Source organism: Sphingomonas sp. DMC6 (assembly GCF_056314225.1).
Genome location: NZ_JBQUYT010000006.1, coordinates 116971 through 137055 on the forward strand (window position 1 = coordinate 116971; position 20085 = coordinate 137055).

At 64.3% G+C, this 20085-nt stretch carries 20 protein-coding genes; 12 read left to right on the forward strand and 8 right to left on the reverse strand.

Features of this window, described 5'->3' with window-relative positions; genetic code table 11:
- The first annotated feature begins 1 nt into the window (after position 1).
- Genes dut through ACT53M_RS15000 form a run of 5 tightly spaced genes read left to right on the forward strand, consistent with a single transcriptional unit; the run spans position 2 to position 4024 of the window.
- Positions 2–448, forward strand: coding sequence for a dUTP diphosphatase (gene dut, locus ACT53M_RS14980; RefSeq protein WP_476234333.1), 447 nt, complete (start codon positions 2–4; stop codon positions 446–448).
- Entirely contained in the window at positions 445–846 is a 402-nt protein-coding gene (locus ACT53M_RS14985; RefSeq protein ID WP_476234335.1) for a hypothetical protein, read from the forward strand. Before dut ends, ACT53M_RS14985 begins: the two co-directional genes overlap by 4 nt.
- The gene (locus ACT53M_RS14990; protein WP_476234336.1) at positions 843–1607 is read left to right on the forward strand and encodes a HesA/MoeB/ThiF family protein; all 765 of its coding nucleotides are present in this window, start codon (positions 843–845) and stop codon (positions 1605–1607) included. The genes ACT53M_RS14985 and ACT53M_RS14990 overlap by 4 nt, the downstream gene beginning before the upstream one ends.
- A 10-nt stretch (positions 1608–1617) precedes the next feature.
- Positions 1618–2622, forward strand: coding sequence for an NAD-dependent epimerase/dehydratase family protein (locus ACT53M_RS14995; protein ID WP_476234337.1), 1005 nt, complete (start codon positions 1618–1620; stop codon positions 2620–2622).
- A 55-nt stretch (positions 2623–2677) separates the two neighbouring features.
- Entirely contained in the window at positions 2678–4024 is a 1347-nt protein-coding gene (locus tag ACT53M_RS15000) for a nucleotide sugar dehydrogenase (RefSeq protein ID WP_476234339.1), read from the forward strand.
- Here the strand turns inward: ACT53M_RS15000 and ACT53M_RS15005 are convergent.
- Both ACT53M_RS15005 and galU read right to left on the reverse strand, forming a co-directional pair.
- Positions 3928–4782, reverse strand: coding sequence for an esterase/lipase family protein (locus ACT53M_RS15005; RefSeq protein ID WP_476234341.1), 855 nt, complete (start codon positions 4780–4782; stop codon positions 3928–3930). The two genes, ACT53M_RS15000 and ACT53M_RS15005, sit on opposite strands and share 97 nt — an antisense overlap.
- A 57-nt stretch (positions 4783–4839) precedes the next feature.
- Complete coding sequence (gene galU / locus ACT53M_RS15010) at positions 4840–5709, reverse strand: UTP--glucose-1-phosphate uridylyltransferase GalU (protein ID WP_476234342.1); 870 nt, start codon at positions 5707–5709, stop codon at positions 4840–4842.
- A gap of 113 nt (positions 5710–5822) precedes the next feature.
- On the opposite strand from galU, the gene wecB reads away from it, so the two are divergent.
- The 3 genes from wecB to ACT53M_RS15025 all read left to right on the forward strand — a co-directional run bounded on the left by wecB (position 5823) and on the right by ACT53M_RS15025 (position 9164).
- Positions 5823–6968 (forward strand): non-hydrolyzing UDP-N-acetylglucosamine 2-epimerase, encoded by a 1146-nt coding sequence (wecB, locus tag ACT53M_RS15015; RefSeq protein WP_476234344.1) that lies wholly within the window; start codon positions 5823–5825, stop codon positions 6966–6968.
- Positions 6969–7042: 74 nt separating this feature from the next.
- Positions 7043–8341 carry a UDP-N-acetyl-D-mannosamine dehydrogenase gene (wecC, locus tag ACT53M_RS15020; protein WP_476234515.1) on the forward strand — a complete coding sequence of 433 codons (1299 nt, stop codon included), beginning with the start codon at positions 7043–7045 and terminating at the stop codon, positions 8339–8341.
- Between the two features lie 49 nt (positions 8342–8390).
- Positions 8391–9164: a metallophosphoesterase family protein gene (locus ACT53M_RS15025; protein WP_476234345.1), complete on the forward strand. Its 774-nt coding sequence runs from the start codon at positions 8391–8393 to the stop codon at positions 9162–9164.
- Positions 9165–9232: 68 nt separating this feature from the next.
- On the opposite strand, the gene ACT53M_RS15030 is transcribed toward ACT53M_RS15025, so the two are convergent.
- Positions 9233–9820, reverse strand: coding sequence for an FKBP-type peptidyl-prolyl cis-trans isomerase (locus ACT53M_RS15030; RefSeq protein WP_476234347.1), 588 nt, complete (start codon positions 9818–9820; stop codon positions 9233–9235).
- A gap of 85 nt (positions 9821–9905) precedes the next feature.
- Positions 9906–10112, reverse strand: coding sequence for a 30S ribosomal protein S21 (gene rpsU, locus ACT53M_RS15035; RefSeq protein ID WP_010545388.1), 207 nt, complete (start codon positions 10110–10112; stop codon positions 9906–9908).
- A 216-nt stretch (positions 10113–10328) separates the two neighbouring features.
- Here rpsU and ACT53M_RS15040 point away from each other — a divergent pair, with 216 nt between their 5' ends.
- From ACT53M_RS15040 to ACT53M_RS15050, 3 genes are all read left to right on the forward strand, one after another.
- Positions 10329–11063, forward strand: coding sequence for a response regulator (locus tag ACT53M_RS15040; protein WP_476234349.1), 735 nt, complete (start codon positions 10329–10331; stop codon positions 11061–11063).
- Between the two features lie 9 nt (positions 11064–11072).
- Positions 11073–12347 carry an ATP-binding protein gene (locus ACT53M_RS15045; RefSeq protein WP_476234350.1) on the forward strand — a complete coding sequence of 425 codons (1275 nt, stop codon included), beginning with the start codon at positions 11073–11075 and terminating at the stop codon, positions 12345–12347.
- Positions 12348–12573: 226 nt separating this feature from the next.
- Positions 12574–13863 (forward strand): MFS transporter, encoded by a 1290-nt coding sequence (locus tag ACT53M_RS15050; RefSeq protein WP_476234352.1) that lies wholly within the window; start codon positions 12574–12576, stop codon positions 13861–13863.
- 104 nt (positions 13864–13967) lie between these two features.
- Here the strand turns inward: ACT53M_RS15050 and ACT53M_RS15055 are convergent, their stop codons facing one another.
- From ACT53M_RS15055 to ACT53M_RS15070, 4 genes are all read right to left on the reverse strand, one after another.
- Positions 13968–14354 (reverse strand): response regulator, encoded by a 387-nt coding sequence (locus tag ACT53M_RS15055; RefSeq protein WP_476229926.1) that lies wholly within the window; start codon positions 14352–14354, stop codon positions 13968–13970.
- Positions 14355–14421: 67 nt separating this feature from the next.
- Positions 14422–16866, reverse strand: a complete 2445-nt coding sequence (locus ACT53M_RS15060; protein WP_476234354.1) for an ATP-binding protein — start codon at positions 16864–16866, stop codon at positions 14422–14424.
- Positions 16866–18119 (reverse strand): EAL domain-containing protein, encoded by a 1254-nt coding sequence (locus tag ACT53M_RS15065; protein ID WP_476234355.1) that lies wholly within the window; start codon positions 18117–18119, stop codon positions 16866–16868. The genes ACT53M_RS15060 and ACT53M_RS15065 overlap by 1 nt, the downstream gene beginning before the upstream one ends.
- Before the next feature lie 276 nt (positions 18120–18395).
- The gene (locus ACT53M_RS15070; RefSeq protein ID WP_476234357.1) at positions 18396–18644 is read right to left on the reverse strand and encodes a hypothetical protein; all 249 of its coding nucleotides are present in this window, start codon (positions 18642–18644) and stop codon (positions 18396–18398) included.
- A 77-nt stretch (positions 18645–18721) separates the two neighbouring features.
- Between ACT53M_RS15070 and ACT53M_RS15075 the strand changes: the two genes are divergently transcribed.
- Entirely contained in the window at positions 18722–20038 is a 1317-nt protein-coding gene (locus ACT53M_RS15075) for a UDP-glucose dehydrogenase family protein (RefSeq protein ID WP_476234358.1), read from the forward strand.
- The last annotated feature ends 47 nt before the right edge of the window (positions 20039–20085 follow it).

Below are 20085 nucleotides of genomic sequence, written 5' to 3' on the forward strand. Positions count from 1 at the left end.
CATGCTCCCGCCGATCCGCATCGCCCTGCAACGCCTGCCCCATGGCGAGGGACTGCCCCTGCCCCGCTATGCCACCGAAGGCGCGGCCGGCATGGACGTGGTTGCCGCCGAGGCGCTGACGCTCGCGCCCGGCCAGCGCCATGCTGTCGCCACCGGCTTCGCCATGGCGATTCCCGCCGGCTATGAAGTGCAGGTGCGCCCGCGCTCGGGCCTTGCACTGAAGCATGGCATCACCTGCCTGAACACGCCGGGCACAATCGACAGCGACTATCGCGGTGAAGTGAAAGTGATCCTCGCCAATCTCGGCGACGCGCCCTTCCCCATCGCGCGCGGAGACAGGATCGCACAGCTCGTTCCTGCGCCGGTCCAGCATGCCACGCTGGAAGAGATCGACGCGCTCGACGCCACCAGGCGCGGTGCCGGAGGGTTTGGATCGACGGGCGTATGAGCGTCGCGCTGGCCTTGGCGATGATGCTTGGCGGGCCGGGGGATGGGCCGCAGGCGACGCAGACCTGGACCATCGACTGGAACGCACTGCCGCCGCTGCCCTATCGCGCGCCGCCGGTCATCACGCCGGAGATGCTGGCCTTTGTCGCCAATGAAGCGACCAGCCGCAAATGCCCGATCGCCGTGGGCCCGGGCCAGTCGCTCGCGGTGGACGTCGCCGTGCTGGTCGATGTGCAGGACAATATCCGCACCACCGTGCCCCGCGCGATCCAGTGCGCGACGGTCGAGCAATATGCCTCGGCACTGGTCGCCGGCTTTGCCCGCGCCAATTTGTTGCCGCGCACGGCCAGCGCGGACCAATGGTATCGCACGACCATCACCTTCACCTGGCCGAAATGACGCTGTCCGACGCGGAACTGGATCGTTACGCCCGCCATATCATCCTGCGCGAGATCGGCGGCGCGGGTCAGGCACGATTGAAGGCGGCAAAGGTGCTGGTCGTGGGGGCCGGCGGTATCGGCGCGCCGGCCTTGCAGTATCTCGCCGCAGCGGGCGTGGGTCGCCTCACCATCGTCGACGACGACCGTGTCGAGCGCTCGAACCTCCAGCGCCAGATTCTCTTCGGCACCGACGAAATCGGCACGGCCAAGGTAGAGGCTGCCGGCGCGCGGCTGCGCGCGATCAACCCGCATGTCGAAATCGTCACCGTGTCCGACCGAATTCAGGCGGACAATGCAGCAGCGCTTCTGGCGGGCCACGACGTGGTGCTGGACGGCACCGACAATTTCGCCACGCGCCTCGCGGTCGCCGACGCGGCCTTGCACCTGCGCATGCCGCTCGTGTCCGCCGCAGTCGCCGAATTTGAAGGCCAGCTTGCCACGTTCTGCGGCTGGGAAGCGGACAAGCCCTGTTATCGCTGCTTCGTCGGCCACGACCCCGGACGCGAAGGGGTAAGCTGTTCCGAGCAAGGCGTGCTGGGCGCCATTACCGGCGTGCTCGGCAGCCTTGCCGCGCTCGAGACGATTCGCGCCATCACGCCCTTTGGCGAGGATAGCGCCGGCAAGCTGCTGCTGGTCGATGCGCTGGCGCTGCGGTTCCGGACGCTGCGCCTGCCCAAGGATCCGGGCTGCCCCGCTTGCGGCGGCGCGCGACTCGGCTAAGGGGCGCGGCATGACTGCTCCGCGCGTGCTCATCACCGGTTCGGCCGGCTTCATCGGTTTCCACACCGCCAGCCGGCTGCTTCAGGCCGGGGCGACGGTGCAGGGGGTCGACAACTTCTCCGATTATTACGACGTGGGGCTGAAGGAAGCGCGCAACGCCGTGCTCGCCAATCATCCGCATTTCCGGGTCGCGCGGGTGTCGATCGAGGATCGCGATGCGCTGGCGGCGGTCTGGACCGAATTCCGCCCCGACATCGTCATCCACCTCGCCGCGCAGGCAGGGGTGCGGTACAGCATCGATCATCCCGCCAGCTATATCGGCACCAATGTCGTCGGCACGTTCAACCTGCTGGAACTGGCGCGGCACCATCCGGTGCGCCACCTGCTCGCCGCTTCGACCAGTTCGGTCTATGGCGCCAATACCGACATGCCGTTCGGCGAGACGCAGCGCACCGCGACGCCGATGAGCCTCTACGCGGCAACCAAGGGTGCGACCGAATTGATGGGCCACAGCTATGCCCATCTGTTCCGCACGCCGATGACGTTCTTCCGCTTCTTCACCGTCTATGGGCCCTGGGGGCGGCCCGACATGGCGCTGTTCAAGTTTACCCACGCGATTCTCGCGGGCGAGCCGATCGACGTGTACAATAATGGCGCGATGGTCCGCGACTTCACCTATGTCGAGGATCTGGCCGAATCGATCGTCCGGCTGATCGATGCCGTGCCGGGCGACGTGCCGGTGGAAGGCGACAGCCTGTCGCCGGTGGCGCCCTTCCGCATTGTCAATATCGGCGCCGGGCGCCCCGTGGAGCTGATGGATTATATCGCCGCCGCTGAACGGGCGCTGGGGCGCACCGCCATCAAGAATTTCCTACCGATGCAGCCGGGCGACGTGCCTGCAACCGAAGCGTCCTCGGATCTGCTGCGCCGGCTGACCGGCTATACACCCGCAACCGCTCCGGAGCAGGGCGTCGCCGAGTTCGTGCGCTGGTATCTTGCCCATTATCAAAGCTGAAACCCCTTTGCGTTCATAGGCTTCCCCAACACCAGAGGTGCGAGCGGGGGATCGGATGAGCATCGAATGGCCGGCCCATGGCATGAAGCTGCAGGCGAAGATCGAAACCAGGCGCGTGAAAGTCGGCGTGGTCGGCATGGGCTATGTCGGCCTGCCGCTCGCGGTCGCCTTTGCCGAGGCGAACTGCAAGGTGCTGGGCTTCGATATGGACCCGGCCAAGGTCGAGGCACTGAAGGAGGGCACCAGCTACATCAAGCATATGCCGGCCGAACGCACGCTGCCGCTGGTCAAAAAGGCCAAGCTGGATGCGACATCGGACCTTTCGCGGCTGGGCGAGGTGGATGTCGTGCTGATCTGCGTGCCGACGCCGGTGACGCGCCATCTCGAGCCCGATCTGCAATATGTCGAGGCCACAACCGAAGCGATCGCCCGCACCTTGCGGCGCGGCCAGCTGGTGATCCTCGAATCGACCAGCTATCCCGGCACCACCCGCGAAGTGATGCAGCCGATCCTGGAATCCGGCGGACTGGTGGCCGGCAAGGACTTCTTCCTGGCATATTCGCCCGAGCGCGAGGATCCGGGAAACGCGGAATGGTCCACCACCCGGATACCGAAGGTGGTGGGCGCCGATGATCCGGTGTCGGCAGGGCTGGCGCTGGCGCTATACCGTCACGTCGTGCCAGCAACCGTGCAGGTTTCTTCGGCGGCTACGGCCGAGGCGGTGAAGATCACCGAAAACGTGTTCCGCGCCGTCAACATCGCGCTCGTCAACGAACTGAAGCTGATCTTCACCGCCATGGACATCGATGTCTGGGAAGTGATCGAGGCGGCGAAAACCAAACCGTTCGGCTTCATGCCCTTCTATCCGGGGCCGGGTCTGGGCGGCCATTGCATTCCCATCGACCCCTTTTACCTGACCTGGAAGGCCCGCGAATTCGAGCAGCATACGCGCTTCATCGAGCTGGCGGGGCAGATCAATGCCGATATGCCCCGCCATGTCGTGCGGGTGCTGGCCGATACGCTCGACGCGCGTTTCGGTCGCGGGCTGCGCGGGGCACGCATTCTGGTGCTGGGCGTGGCGTACAAGAAGAATGTCGACGATCTGCGCGAGAGCCCGGCGTTACGCCTGATGGAATTGATCGAGGCACGCGGCGCTGCGGCCGATTTCTTCGATCCGCATATCGCCCAGATCGACGCCACGCGCGAACATCCCACGCTCAATCACCGCTATGGCGTGGCGTGGGAGGAGGCAGCACTGGCAGGCTATGACGCGGTGCTGATCGCCACTGACCATGATGCGTTCGACTATGCCGCGCTGGCCCGTTCGGCGCGGCTGGTGGTCGATACCCGCAATGCCTGTGGCCGCGCTGGCGTGACCGGCGTGAATATCGTCCGCGCCTGATTCTCCGGCCGCAAACCCAGTGCCGCGACCGCGCGACACCGGGCGATCGCGGCGATCACCGCAGCGTGCACGGCGGTGTCGGCGGGATAGCCCAGATGCGGGCACGCCACTTCGATCCCGAAATCAGCCTCGCCGTTGGCGCCGCGCGCTGCCGCAGCCGGGATCACGCCGTCACAGCGTGACCAGATTGCAGCCGTAGGCACCGGCGGCTTTTCTGCCAGCGCACAAGGGATCGGAATTGCCGATACCGGGTGGCCTGCCACCCAGTGATAGAGCCGGGCAATCAGCATATTGCCGATCTCACCCGAAAAGGGGCTGCCCATCGTAACCACGGCTGCAACGCGATGCGGCGCCCGCTTGGCATATTCGCGCGCGATCAGCCCGCCCAGGCTCCAGCCGATCAGGATCAGCGGCCGCCCGTCGTGGCGCTGCAACCGCCGCACGCGCGCATCGAGCCGGTCGAGCAGATCGGTCGTGACGCCCAGATTGCGCCCCAGGCACCAGCGATAGGGTTGATAGCCGCGCGACCGCAACGCCAGTCGCAGGGGCCGCATCGACGCATCATTGGCAAGCAAGCCCGGCAGCACCAGCACGCGCGGCCCCCGCCAGCGGCCCCGCCGCACAGGACGCAGCAACCGGGGGGCACCCACCATGCTGCGCGCGAAAAGGCTCAATTCGCGGACGAACTGGGCACATTCGAGCAGCAGATGGCGGGAGGCAGCCGGCGCGGCGGGCGAAACGGGTTCGATCGGCTTCATGCCAGACCGAACCCCCGTACCTGTGATTTTGTTTCGCCGCCGCGCGCGGCAACCGGATCAGAGCTGCACGGTCGCCATGAATTCGCGCACCGCAGGCGCGATGTCCGGGCGCACGAGTGCAATCGCCAGATTCGCCTGGATGAAACCGGCCTTGTCGCCGCAATCATAGCGCTTGCCGGCGAAGGTGACGCCGTGGAACGGCTGGGTGCCGATCATCCGCGCCATGGCATCGGTCAGCTGGATTTCACCGCCGGCGCCCGTTTCCTGGCTTTCCAGCACGCGCATCACTTCCGGCTGCAGAATGTAGCGGCCGATTACCGACAGGTTCGACGGCGCGGTACCGGGCTTGGGCTTTTCCACCAGCCCCTTCACTTCCGTAAGGGCGCCATCCTGTGCGCCCGGGGTGATGATGCCGTAGCGGTGTGTCTGATCGTCGGGTACGATCTCGGCGCAGATCAGGTTGCCGCCGGTCTTGTTATAGGCCTCGACCATCTGCTTCAGGCAGCCCGGCTGCCCCACCATGAAGTCGTCGGCAAGCAGCACTGCGAACGGCTCGTCACCTACGATGTCGCGGGCGCACCAAACGGCATGGCCCAGACCCATCGGCTCCTGCTGGCGGACATAGGCGACAGCGCCCGGCTTCAGCCGCGTGGCATCGAGAATTTCGAGCGATTTGCCGCGCCCGATCATTGTGTTCTCGAGCTCATAGGCAATGTCGAAATGGTCTTCGATCGCCGTCTTGCCGCGCCCGGTGACGAAGATCATCTGCTCGATCCCCGCTTCCAGCGCCTCGTCCACCGCATATTGAATCAGCGGACGGTCAACGATCGGCAGCATTTCCTTGGGCATTGCCTTGGTCGCAGGCAGGAACCGGGTTCCCAGGCCACCCACAGGAAAAACGGCCTTTCGCAACGGCTTGATCGTCATACGCACTTTTCCCCTGTATACTCGCCTTTGGCATAGCCGCGCTGCAGCAATGTAGCAATTCTTGCGGCAGCCGTAACGGGATGGTGACGACTGTCGCTCTATCCCCGCCCCCGATGACGCAGGTACGCAAACGCATTCTGGTGATTTTCGGTACCCGTCCGGAAGCGATAAAGCTGTTTCCGGTCGTGCAGGCGCTTGCCGCCAACCCCGGCTTCGACGTGCAAACCTGCGTCACCGCCCAGCATCGCGGGCTGCTCGATCAGGTACTCGCCATCGCCAGTCTCCGGCCGGACCTCGACTTGGACCTCATGACGCCGGGTCAGACGCTCGACGAGCTCACGGCGCGCCTGCTCACGGGGCTGGGGCGTGCGCTGGACGAAACGCGGCCCGACCGCGTGATCGTGCAGGGTGACACCGCCACCGCCATGGTGGGGGCACTCGCCGCCTATTATCGCAAGGTGCCGGTCAGCCATGTCGAGGCAGGGCTGCGGTCGGGCGACATCTACCAGCCCTGGCCCGAGGAAGTGAATCGCCGCATCGTTGCGCCAATTGCCGACCAGCATTTCGCCCCCACGGAAACCGCGGCGACCGCACTCAGGGCCGAGAACATCGCGCCGGGTACCATCCACGTCACCGGCAACACGGTGATCGACGCGCTGCTGGCCACGCGCGCGCGCATCGATGCAGAGCCGGTGCTTGCCGCCGGGCTGGACCCGATCGCCGCGCGCTTTGCCGGCAAGCGGATCGTGCTCGTCACCACCCACCGTCGCGAGAATTTCGGTGGCGGCATGGAGGCCATCGCCCACGCCATCCGGCAGATCGCCGTGCGGCCCGATGTTGCGGTGCTCTTCCCAGTCCATCCCAACCCCAATGTCGTGTCGGTGATGGACCGGGTACTCGGCGATGCCGGAAACATCGCCCGCATCGAACCGCTCGATTACCCGCATTTCATTCGCGCGCTCGGCATGGCGGACATCGTGCTCAGCGATTCGGGCGGCGTGCAGGAAGAAGCCCCTGCGCTGGGCAAGCCGGTGCTGGTGATGCGCGAGACGACCGAGCGGCCCGAAGGCGTCGCAGCCGGCACCGCCCGGCTGGTAGGCACCGACACCGACCGCATCGTCGCAGGCGTAACCGGTCTGCTCGACGACGCCCAGGCATATGGTGCGATGGCACGCGCCCATAACCCCTTTGGCGACGGCCACGCCGCCGCTCGCATCGTCAACATCATCGCTCGTGACTTTGGCCTCGCACAGGGCTGATTCCGGCCTTCTACCGATATCTTAACCCTTGCCGGGCAAGGTTGCCGCCGGATTGGCAAGGCGGGGAACCCATGGTGACTGTAACGGCGGAACCGAAGATCGCGGTGCTGGGGCTGGGCTATATCGGGTTGCCCACCGCGGCGGTCATCGCCCGCACCGGCGCGCAGGTGCTCGGCATCGATGTCGATCCGCAGGTTGTGGAAACCGTCAATTCGGGCCGCGTACATATCGAGGAGATCGATCTCGACGGGCTGGTCTCCGGCGTGGTGGCGCGCGGTAACCTGCGCGCCGCGCTGCAGATCGAGCCAGCCGACGTGTTCGTCATCGCCGTGCCAACCCCCTTCGGTGCCAACCATGCCCCTGACATCGGCTATGTCCTGAAGGCTGCGACGACGATCGCGGCGGTGCTCAAGGCGGGCGATGTCGTCATCCTCGAATCGACTTCGCCGGTCGGGACCACCGAACAGGTGGCAGCTTTGCTCGCGCAATTGCGCCCCGATCTGAAGGTGCCGGGGCACTGCACCGGAAGCGCCGATGTCGCGATTGCCTATTGCCCCGAGCGCGTGCTGCCGGGACGTATTCTGGTCGAGCTGATCGAGAATGACCGGGTCATCGGCGGCATCACCCCGCGCTGCGCCCGCAAGGCGCTGCATTTCTATCGTCGTTTCGTGCGCGGTGCCTGCGTCACCACCTCGGCCCGCGCTGCGGAAATGACCAAGCTGACCGAAAACGCCTTTCGCGACGTCAACATCGCCTTCGCCAACGAACTCTCGATCGTGGCCGAGGGCATGGGCGTCGATGTGTGGGAAGTGATCCGCCTCGCGAACCGCCATCCGCGCGTCAACATTCTGTCGCCGGGCCCCGGTGTCGGCGGCCATTGCATCGCGGTCGACCCCTGGTTTCTCGTCCATTCGGACCCGGCCAACACGCCGCTGATCCGCACCGCCCGCGAAGTCAATGACGGCAAGATCGCGTATAGCGTTGCCCGCGCCGAAACGCTGATCGAACGTCTGCCGCACGCGCCGATCGCGTGCCTGGGACTGGCGTTCAAGGCGAATATCGATGACTTCCGCGAAAGCCCCGCCCTCAAGGTGGCGGAGGCTATCGCCCGGCGGCACGGCGAGCGCGTCCGCATCGTCGAACCCTATGCGCAGGCGCTGCCCGCCGCGCTCGCCGCAACCGGGGCGCGGCTGGTCGACATCGATACCGCCATCGAAACCTGCCCGATCTTCATCGTGCTGGTCGACCACGATATTTTCAAATCCGTGCCGCTCGACGAACGCACCGGCAAGCTGGTCTATGATACGCGGGGCATCTGGCCGGACCAGCCGCCGGTACCGGCGCGCAGCGAGCCGGTCCGGCTTGCGGGTTGAGCCGCCGAGCCCTTTGCGGCGGCCCGGGGCAGGAGTAACGGGGACGGCCATGGGCCTGGTTCGATCGATCTTGCAGCGCTTCGCCGGCGCACCTCCCCGGACGTTCCGCGTAGCCGAAGGCACCCGCGTCTTCGCCGTCGGCGACGTGCACGGCCGGCTCGACCTGCTCGACCATCTGCTGGAGCTGATCGCGGCCGAACGCAGCGCCCTGCCCCGCCAGCACGACCATATCATCTTCCTGGGCGACCTGATCGACCGCGGCCCCGATTCGCGCGGCGTCATCGACCGGCTGCTGGCGATCCGCGACACGCTGCCCAACCCCGTGTTCCTCGCAGGCAACCACGAAGAAATGCTGCTGCGCATCCTCGACGGCGAGGGCGAGGAAATTCCGAACTGGATGCGGTTCGGCGGGCAGGAAATGGCGGAAAGCTACGGCATCGACCCGTTCGCGCTGATCGAGGCGGGACCAGAGGGCGGCATCGCGATGCTGGCCGCAGCAATTCCCCTCGAGCAGCAGCTGTTTCTGCGCAACATGACCGACAGCTTCGCGATCGGCGATTACTGGTTCGTCCATGCAGGGGTGCGACCCGGCTTGGCGCTGGCAGAGCAGGTGCCGTCGGACATGCGCTGGATCCGGCAGGAGTTCCTGTCGAGCAATGCCGATTTCGGGGCGCTGGTGGTGCACGGCCACACCGTCGTCATCGAACCCGATGTGCGGCCGAATCGCATCGGCATCGATACCGGCGCCTATGCCAGCGGCGTCCTTACCGCGCTCTGCATCGACGGTGCAGAGCGGCGCTTCCTTTCCACGCCCGCAGAATAGCCCCGGACAGCGAAAAGCCCGCACCAGACGGCGCGGGCTTTTTTTTCGATTGGCGATCAGGTGCGGGATTACTGGACCGGCTGTCCTTCCGGCGCACCGCCCTGCGGCATTCCACCACCACGCTGCATCATCATCTGGCGCAGCACAGCACTGGGGATCAGTTCCTGCATCTTCACGTCGAAAACAAGAACCTTGCCCGCCAGCTCATTGTCGGCGCTCGGCGCGGCGCCATAGCCCAGCGCCGGCGGCAGCCAGAAGCGGTAATGGCTGCCCTTCTTCATCAGCTTCACGCCTTCGGTGAAGCCGGGGATCATCGGCTGCCCGACCTGCATCGGAATCGATGCATGCGGCTGGAATTCCTTGCCGTCGCGCAGCACGCCGCGAATTTCCAGCTTTGCGCCATCGCCATCCGAAGCGGCGGGGCCTTCGCCGGCTTCGATCACCTTGTACTGAAGACCCGAGGCGGTCGTATGCACGCCCGCCTGATTCTTGTTCCAAGCAAGGAACTGGTCGTCCGAATAATGGGCCACCGCCGGCGCGCGCGTGCCGGTCCAGGCCAGCGCGACGGCGACAGCCACGGCGAACAGAACGCCCAGCCAGATCCAGACCTTGTAGCTACCCTTGACGGGCTGGAGCGGAACGGCGGTCACGGACATGGCATGGCTCCCTGGCGGGCATCAAGCTGCCCGGTCACGACGAAAGATGGTGCAACGCCGGGCCGAATCGGCCCGGTGGCCGGTATTACCGGGCGCTGTCGCGCTCCATGCGCTTGCGCTCCAGCTTGCGGGCGCGACGCACAGCAGCAGCGCGCTCACGCGCACGCTTTTCGCTGGGCTTCTCGTAATGACGGCGCAGCTTCATCTCGCGATAGACGCCCTCACGCTGCAGCTTCTTCTTGAGCGCGCGCAGCGCCTGGTCGACATTGTTGTCGCGAACGATGATTTGCATAAGGCCGTACAGCTCCGATCGATCTCAATAGAAAGGGGTTCGCCGGAACCAAGGTTGCGGCGTCGTGGGGGCCACCTATCAGCGGCCATGGCAAAATTCAAGGAAAAGCTTGGACCTGACGTGCGCAGACTGTGACACCTCGGCAACACCGGACAGATTGCACCGGATTGCAGTGGCGACATGCTGGCGATAGATTCGTCGGGCAATTCTGCGAAGATGAATCAGCTAGCCTACGCTTTGGACCTCGAAACCCGCCTCCTTATCGTCGATGACGATGCCGGTATCCGCGAGCTGACTGCGGCATTCCTGTCCCAGCACGGCTATGTCGTCGACACGGCCGAAGATGCGACGACGATGCGCGCGGCGCTCGATTCGCAAAGCTATGCGCTGGTCGTGCTCGACGTGATGATGCCCGGCGAGGACGGTCTTTCGATCCTGCGCACCATGGACCGCAATGACGGGCCGGCGGTGATTCTCCATTCGGTAATCAGCGAGGATGTAGACCGGATCGTCGGGCTGGAGCTGGGCGCCGACGATTACATCGCCAAGCCGGCGAATCCGCGTGAGCTGCTCGCGCGCGTTCGCTCGGTCCTGCGCCGCGTCAGCGGCAGCCCCGCCATGCCGCGCGAGCCCGAACGGGGCTTTCTGCGGTTCGCCCGCTGGCGGCTCGACCCGATCGGGCGCCAGCTCTTCGATCCAGAAGGCGTGCTGATCAACCTGTCCGACGGCGAATTCCGGCTGCTGCTGGCGTTGGTGGAGCGGCCCCGGCGGGTGCTGACTCGCGATGCGCTGCTCGATTACTCGCGGGGCAGCAATGCCGAACATTTCGACCGCGCGATCGACGTGCAGATGAGCCGGCTGCGCAAGAAACTGGCGCGCCCCGGCAGCGACGAACTGATCCGGACGATCCGCAACGAAGGCTATATGTTCATCGCCGAAGTGACCCGGTAACGCCGTTCGATGACTCGCCCCCGCTCGATCGTCGTGCCCATGGTGGTATTGGTGATCGCAACGGCGCTGATCGTCACGCTGGTCCAGTTCGTCGTCACCTTCCGGGGGCCGCCCCCCGGATCTGCCCAGATCGCCATCGAACGAATTGCCGAGGCCTTGCGCACCGGCCGCGAGCCCGCTGCAGCACATGGCCACATCGTCATAACGCATCGCGACCTGAACGCGCGGATCGGCCGCAGCGGCGAACATCCCGCCCCCGAACGCGACGCTGCTATAGCGGCCATGGTGCCGGTGCCGGCCAGTCAGGTGCGCGGCTATTACCAATGGCCGGTCGACGATCCCGAACAGGACATATTGGGCGGCTTCACCATCGCGATGCGCTCGGGCACTGGCTGGACGGTGGTGTCCAGCCCGCCACCGCCCGCGCTTTCGCGCTGGCATATGGCAACGCTCAGCGCGATGCTCGCCACACTCTGCATTCTGTCTTTGGGCGCATGGGCCTTCGCCAGACGCATTTCGCGCCCGATGCGGCGGCTGGCAGACGCCGCCAAGCGCGCGCGGCTGGGCGCACCGGTGGCCATCGCCATCGAGGGGCCGCGTGAAGTGCGCGAGCTGGCCGGCGCGATGGCGGCGATGCAGACCCGCATCCTGCAACAGGCGGAAAACCGCACCGCGATGCTGGCGGCGATGGCGCACGATATCGGTACGCCGCTTTCCCGCCTCGCCTTCTGGATCGAGCAATTGCCCGATGCGGCGCGCGACCGCGCCGGCGCGGACATTGACGAGATGCGGGCGATGCTCAGCGCCACGCTGCGCTTTACCCGCGACGACCGCACCCCGATGAACCCGGTGATGCTCGATCTGGGCAGCGCCATCGAGAGTCTGGCCGACGATATGGCGACCACCGGCACCCCTGTGTCGGTAGTGGCCGGCCCCCGCGTGGTGCTGCGCGCGGACTCGGCGGCGATCCGCGCGCTGTTCTCCAACCTGATCGGCAATGCGGTGCGCTATGGCGAGCGAGCCCGGCTAAGCTGGGACGTCAAATGGCCCTTCGTCGTGATCGATGTCGACGATGACGGCCCCGGCTTCGACCCATCGACCAGCGAACGCCTGTTCGCGCCCTTTGTCCGCGGCGAAACGTCGCGCAACCGGGCGACGGGCGGCATGGGCCTGGGCCTCGCAATCGTGCGCGGCATCGTCGATTTCCATGAAGGCGATATTGCCCTGTTGCGCCGGAACGGCGGCGGCGGGCGGGTACGCGTGCGGCTACCGATTGTGAGCTGACGCAACATAGCGAAATTTCGCTGCATCGCGGACACTTCAGAACCAGCGCAACAACGCAGGAGGGCCCGATGCAACGCCGCAACGATCCATCGACGCGCAGCCTCCACCCGCTTCTTCACGCTATCGCTCGGTAGGTCTCCGGCGCGATCGGCTCCGCTCGCCGAGGTGGCGATCATCCCCCTGCACGTCACTTCCCGGCGGGCGGAGCTCTGCATATACAAGGCGGATGGATCGATCCGCCCACCACGCTCCCCCAGCCCGGCTGCGCTCGATTATCGGCGGATCTGCAGGCAATCTGGTCGAATGGTACGATTGGTACGCCTATTCGGCCTTCACTCTGTATTTCGCGCCGCACTTCTTCCCCGCCGGTGACCGCACGACGCAGTTGCTGAACAGCGCCGCCGTCTTCGCCGTCGGTTTCCTGATGCGCCCGATCGGGGGATGGCTGATGGGCGTCTACGGCGATCGCCACGGCCGCAAGGCAGGACTGACGCTGTCGGTGACGCTGATGTGCGCAGGATCGCTGCTGATCGCCCTCACGCCAGGCTATGAGACGATCGGGGTGGCGGCACCGATATTGCTCGTCCTTGCACGGCTGATGCAGGGCCTGTCGGTCGGCGGCGAATATGGCGCCAGCGCGACGTACCTCTCCGAAATGGCCGGGCGGCGGCATCGCGGCTTCTACTCCAGCTTCCAATATGTGACGCTGATCGCCGGCCAGCTCGTCGCGCTGCTGGTGCTGCTGGTGCTGCAAGCCGGGTTGAGCGAGGCCGCGCTCGACAGCTGGGGATGGCGAATCCCGTTCGCGATCGGCGGCGGTCTGGCCGTGCTGCTGTTCTGGCTGCGCCGGGGGCTGGCAGAGACCGACAGCTTCGCCGCCGCCCGGGCCAGCGGACGCAAAAGCAGCTTCCGCGCGCTGCTGCTCGACCATCCGCGCGAGGCAGCCGTGGTGATGCTGCTCACGGCGGGCGGCACGCTCGCTTTCTACGCCTATTCGATCTACCTGCAGAAGTTCCTGGTCAACACCGCCGGCTTCAGCCGCCCGATAGCCTCCCAGATCAACGCTGCGGCGCTGTTCGGCTTCATGTTGTTGCAGCCGGTGGCCGGCGCGCTCTCCGATCGCATCGGCCGCAAGCCGCTGATGGTCGCGTTCGGCATCGCCGGCGTTACGCTCACCTATCCGATCTTCCGCACACTGGAGACGGTGCGCGATCCGCTGCTCGCCTTCTGGATGATGTTCGGCGCGCTGGCGATCGTCACGGGCTACACCGCCATAAACGCGGTGGTGAAGGCAGAGCTGTTCCCCGCGCATATCCGGACGCTGGGCGTCGCCCTTCCCTATGCCATCGCCAATGCGCTGTTCGGCGGCACGGCCGAATATGTCGCGCTGTGGTTCAAGGATGCTGGCTGGGAGCGCGGCTTCTACTGGTATGTCACCGCCATGATCGGCCTGTCGCTCGTCACCTATCTGGCGATGCGCGATACGGCCCGCCACAGCCGCATCGCCGAAGACTGACCGGGCCTGGCCCAGAGCATTTTCAAGTTGACCGTGTACGGTCAACGACTCGGAAAATGCGGCAACAAAATATCTTGAGCGTTTTCGCCCCTGGTGAAAACGCTCTAGACGATCATCCCGCCGCCACGAATGGCCAGCACACGGCCGATCGAATCGAACAGCGCGTCCATCGCCACCGGCTTGAACAGCACGTCGTCCGCGCCGACTTCCAGGCAGCGCTCGCGCAGATCAACGGCGGTATCGGCGGTAACGACGATAACCGGCAACTGGGCCTTGTCGTCCTCCCGTGCCCGAATACGGCGGATCGTCTCAAACCCGTCGGTGCCTGGCATGCGCAGGTCGACCAGCACGACGTCGAATGTCTCAGCGTCCAGCCGGGCCAGCCCCTCCTCCGCCCAACTCGCCTCCGCCATGGTTGCGCCGGCAACGTCCAGCATGTCTTTCACGACACGCCGGTTCATTGGATCATCTTCGATGAAGAGAACATTCATCGAATGCCGCCTTTACAGCGGACTGGTGAAAGGGGTGCGACCTTTTTCATCGAGGTGTGCTATCGCCCTAGGCCGCTCGCGAGACAAGCGAATCCGCCGGGGGTGCCCCCGATTTTTCTGAACTTCGTGGCAATATCGCCTCCACCAGCGCCGCGCCTGACACAGGCTTGTGTATCACCTGCCCGATCCCTGCGTCCAGAAGTCGAGACTGCGTCTCAACATCTGGTGACTGCCACAGTACGGCGCTCACCATGCGTGGTTCGACAGCGCATAGTTTCCGCAATTTTTCCAAGGGGTCACCGCCACCTGCCTTCAGCGCGGCCTCGTCGATCAACAGGCGGTCCACACCCCCCGTTTCGAGTATCTTCACAGCCTCATCAATATCGGCCGCAAACTGCAGTACTTTGACATGCGATTCGAACAGCGTGCGCATCATGCTGCGCGTGATCGGGTTGCGATCCAGCACCAGCATGCCGCCACCGCCAACCGGGCTTACCACTGCGTTAACCACCGGTTCGGCGGCGACCAACGGCAGATCGACGGTGAAGGCAGATCCTTTGCCGGGCGTGCTGGCGACACGAATATCGCCACCCAGCGCACGGGCGAGGTTGCGGCAAATGGTCAGGCCCAACCCTGTGCCGCCAAACTGACGGGTCGTGCTGGAATCGGCCTGTCGGAAGGACTCGAAAATTTCCTCGAACTTTTCCGGCGGGATGCCGATGCCGCTGTCGTGGACGACCAGTTCCAGCCGCGGCGCCTCAGCAGTGCCGGCGCGGCGCGCGGCGAGCCCCACGCGACCTTCCGAGGTAAATTTGATGGCGTTCGAAAGCAGATTGAACACCACCTGCCGCAATCGCCCGGCGTCGCTGACGATCCAGCCCGGCGCGTCGACAATATCGAGCTGGAAGTCGAGCCCCTTGCCCTGCGCCTGCTCCTGCCAGATGCGCGTTACCTGTGTCAGCGTGGCGGGCAGATCCATCGGCGCCAGCTCGACCGTCATATTGCCGGTCTCCATCTTGGCGACATCGAGAATATCGTCGACCAGCGCGCGCATGGTGACGCCGGCACCATGGACGACGCCGATGCGGTCGCGCAAATCGGCACCCAGCTGCGGATCGGCGAGCATCACCTGTGTCATCCCCAATATGCCGTTCAGCGGCGTACGAATCTCGTGGCTGGTTGTCGCCAGAAACTCGGTCTTGGCCTGCAATGCCTTTTCGAGCGCGGCATTGGTCTGGTTGAGCACCACGTTCGCATCGCGCACCTGATTGCGGCTGCGCCGGATGGTGACGAGGCCAAAGCTGAGCACCGCGATCAGCACCAGCGTGGCGCCGCCGATCGCCAGGAACAGCGTGCGCTGGAACTCGGCTGCCTTGCGCAACTGCTCGGTGGTGAGCTTCTGGATCGTCAGTTCCTGATTGGCATAGTCGAACCGCGCCGCCATCAGCGCTGCGCTGTTGGTGGTGGCAACCTTGGCGCTCTCGTCACTGAGGCGCTTCAGCGCCTCCAGATGCGCAAGCGCGCGGCGGTAATCGCCCAAGGCGCGGTAGATTTGGTAGGCGTATAGGTGAAAGGTGCGGTATTCGTCCGATGTTTGACGAATATCCACGCCGCGAAAGGCCTTGTCGATCAACTCGGATGCACGTCCGAGGTCGCCCTGATCCATCGCCAACCGTGCTGCGGTGGCATAGAACATGCGGCGGAGTTCCAGCGCATCCTGGGAGGATGTCAGCGCGATACCGCGCTTCAAAGTCTGCTCAGCACGCGAGAACCACCGGGCCTCAACCTGATTACGCGCCATGTTATTCAGTACGACGGCCATAAGAATTGGACGCCCCATCGAGCTGGCTATGGCGAACGCGGATTGATAATCAGAGTCTGCCGCGGAATATTTCTCCATCTTCATTAGGACATTGCCCCTACTATTACGCAAGGACAATGTTAACATTTTATCTTCAGTATACACCTTTGACGCTTGAGCATAATATCTTTGAGCACGTTCATTGTCGTTTGCAGAGAGATAAAGATCTGCAATATTTTTCAACGACAAAGCCTGCCCCCTACCCTCACCTATGGCCCTAAATATATTATACGCCTCTTGAAAACTCGACAGCGCTTCAGCAGCCTTGTTGCCAACAGAGTACAAGGAACCCAAAGAAATAAGCATATACCCTTTGATATTCACGTCACCTCGGACGTTTTTGATATCATCTAGGGCGCGGAATAGAGAATCCCTACCAGCCTTATCTTCGCCCGTTCTGAGATTAATTTCGGCAACAAGCCAGTCCGAAGCCCCAAGCGCGAGAGCCCTCTGGACAGGATCAGACGTTTTTCCAGCCAATTCGCGTATTTTATGCGCGTATGGCAGCGCCTTGCTTGGCTCATCAACAAGAAGGGATTTCCCTTCGAGAAATAAGGACGCAGCAGGCGCAGCCAGTTTTTGCGCATCGGCAACGGCTGGCAGCAAGAACACCACCAACGCCAAGACGCAGCAGCCGATGAAGCGCCGCATCACGCGCGCTTCCAAAAGCTCTCGGGCCTCACAAAGGAAGAGCGGCCTGCGCCGGTCGCGGCCAGATGCGCCTGCTGATCGAGATAGGCAATGAAAGCATCCAGCGCGATCGGGCGCGAGATCAGATAGCCCTGCACCATGTCGCAACCCATCACGGTGAGCAGCGCAAGCGCCGACGGCGTCTCGACGCCCTCGGCAGTCACTTCCATTTCCAACGCGTGCGCCAGATCGATCGTCGAGCGCACGATCAGGGGATCGCGATTGCTGGAGGTAAGCTGGGTCACGAACATCTTGTCGATCTTGAGCTCCTTGGCGGGGAGCTGCTTGAGATAGGCAAGCGAGGATAGCCCGGCGCCATAATCGTCGATCGCCAGGGCGACGCCGTTATCGGCGAAGCGCTGCAAATGGCGAATCGCACTTTCGGGATCGCGGATCACTGCCGTTTCAGTGATTTCGAACCCTAGCCTGGCTTCCGGATGGGCAGCAAGGATCGCACAGGCGGCGGCCATAAAGTCCTTGTCCGCCAGCAACTGTCCAGAGATATTGACGAAAATCAGCAGATCATAGCCGGCATCTGCCAAGCGGCGCTGATCGGCAATCACCTGCCGCAGCGTCCAGAGCGTAAGCGCCGCTATCTCGCCCGCCTGTTCGGCGATCGAGATGAAGTCCCCTGGCAGGATCAGCCCCCGCTCCGGGTGGCGCCAACGGACCAGCGCCTCGGCGCTTGCAACCTGTTGCCGCCGGACATGCACCTTGGGCTGATATTGCAGGAACATCTCGCCATTGGCGATGGCGCCAGGCAGTTCCCGCATCAGCGACAAGCGGTCGAATGCCAGATCCTCGCGCGAGAGATCGAGCACGACGATATGATGATCGACTCGCGCAAGGTCGAGCGCCGACTCGGCCGACTCGGTAAGGCGCACATCCTCGCAAGCACCGGCCGGAACCACCGCCCCTCCGATTCGGAGCAGAATGCGATGTGGCTCACCGTCGAGGTCGATCGGCTCGGCAAATAGCGATTCGATCCGTTCCGCGTCCGCCGTAATCGCTTCTGCGGTCGGTCGGTCGAACGCGATTTCGATAAGATTTCGCCCCGCGAAAACGATGCGGGCGTCCGGACAGCAACCAAGGATTGCGCGGCCGATATCGCCCCCCAGCGCATCGGCGCGCGGCCGCCCCAGATAGCGCCGAAGAAGCACGAAATTGGCGATTTCGCAGTGGAACAGCGCCTGCCACAAAGCCGGCTTTTCCACATTCTTTTCAGAATCTTGGGGCAAAACCGCCGATTGGTTCGGGAAATGCGCCGACAGGTTCCCCCCGCGCGCCTGCGACGTACCTTCCCCAGGCACCCCCCGGTGCGCGACAGGGCCATGCGCAGCGCTCCGCGAGCGCGCTGAGGGCGAGGTCCGTGCCGACATTGCTCCGTCGATACCCGGCGACCTTGAATAAATGGTAAACAACTCTTCGCCGTCTCTCGCAACCCATGGCCATTGCGCAGGAATCCGGATTGCCCGATGGTTAAATTTACATTAACGAAACGATCGCGCAGCAATGCGCTCGATGGGAGACCAACAATGTTCGCGTTCAACCTTTTCTTCCGCGACGGCGCCACGGGCCAGAACATCCGCCCGATGTAATCCGATCGCTTCAATCCGGGCCGGCAGTGAGATGCCGCCGAAATGGCAGCATGCTGACCGGCCCGGATGACCTTCTTCCATCGACACCCAGCCTCTTTCGCGCTTTGCCGTTGCCCAAACGCGCCAGGCGATCTGCTGCAATGGCTTGCTGTGCGGCCAAGTTACGTTAAGAGCGCGATTTCCTAACCATCCGCATTCCTGAGCGAGAGGGAAAAATCGTGCGTATTGCGATGATTGGCACGGGCTATGTCGGCCTGGTTTCGGGCGCTTGCTTCTCCGACTTCGGCCATGAGGTCGTCTGCGTCGACAAGGACGCACGCAAGATCGAGCTCCTCCACCAGAATGTGATGCCCATCTACGAGCCAGGCCTTGCCGATCTCGTCGCCAGCAACGTTAAGGCAGGTCGCCTCTCCTTCACCACCAACCTTTCCGAAGGCGTGAAAGATGCCGATGCAGTGTTCATTGCAGTCGGCACCCCCAGCCGCCGCGGCGACGGCCATGCGGACCTCTCCTATGTCTTCGCTGCCGCGCGCGAAATTGCCGAAAACCTGACCAAGCCTAGCGTGATCGTCACCAAGTCGACCGTACCGGTCGGCACCGGCGACGAAGTCGAACGGATCATCGCCGAAGTCGCACCCGACAGCGACGCCAAGGTCGTCTCCAACCCCGAATTCCTGCGCGAAGGTGCGGCGATCGAGGACTTCAAGCGCCCCGACCGTGTGGTCGTAGGCACGGAGGATGAGTTCGCGCGCCAGGTGATGCGCGAAATCTATCGCCCGCTGTCGCTCAATCAGTCGGCGCCGATTCTGTTTACCGGTCGCCGCACGTCCGAGCTGATCAAATATGCCGCCAATGCGTTCCTCGCGGTGAAGATAACCTTCATCAACGAAATTGCTGACCTGTGCGAACAGGTGGGCGCGGACGTACAGGAAGTGTCGCGCGGCATCGGGCTGGACAATCGCATCGGCTCGAAGTTCCTGCATGCCGGCCCCGGCTATGGCGGCTCGTGCTTCCCCAAGGACACGCTGGCGCTGCTCAAGACCGCAGCCGATAACGAAACGCCGCTGCGCATCGTCGAGGCGACGGTGCAGGTCAACGACGCACGCAAGCGCGCGATGGGCCGGAAGGTCATCAAGGCGATGGGCGGCGACGTGCGCGGCAAGACCGTCGGCATCCTCGGCCTGACCTTCAAGCCGAATACCGACGACATGCGCGATGCGCCCAGCCTGTCGATCATCGCCGCGCTGCAGGACGCAGGCGCGACGGTGAAGGCCTATGACCCCGAAGGCGTCGAACAGGCGAGCAAGCTGCTTACCGATGTCGAATTCGTCGCCAATCCCTATGCCGCAGCCGACGGCGCCGATGCGCTGGTGATCGTGACGGAATGGGATGCCTTCCGCGCGCTCGATCTGAACCGGATCAAGGCCAGCCTGAGGTCCCCGGTGCTGGTCGACCTGCGCAACATCTACCCCCCTGCCGAAGTCGAACGCGCTGGTCTGCAGGGCACGGGTGTCGGCAAGCCGAACCGCGCCTGATGACACTTCCCTGCCCCGGTTCATCACTGGCCGGGGCAGGTATTCGG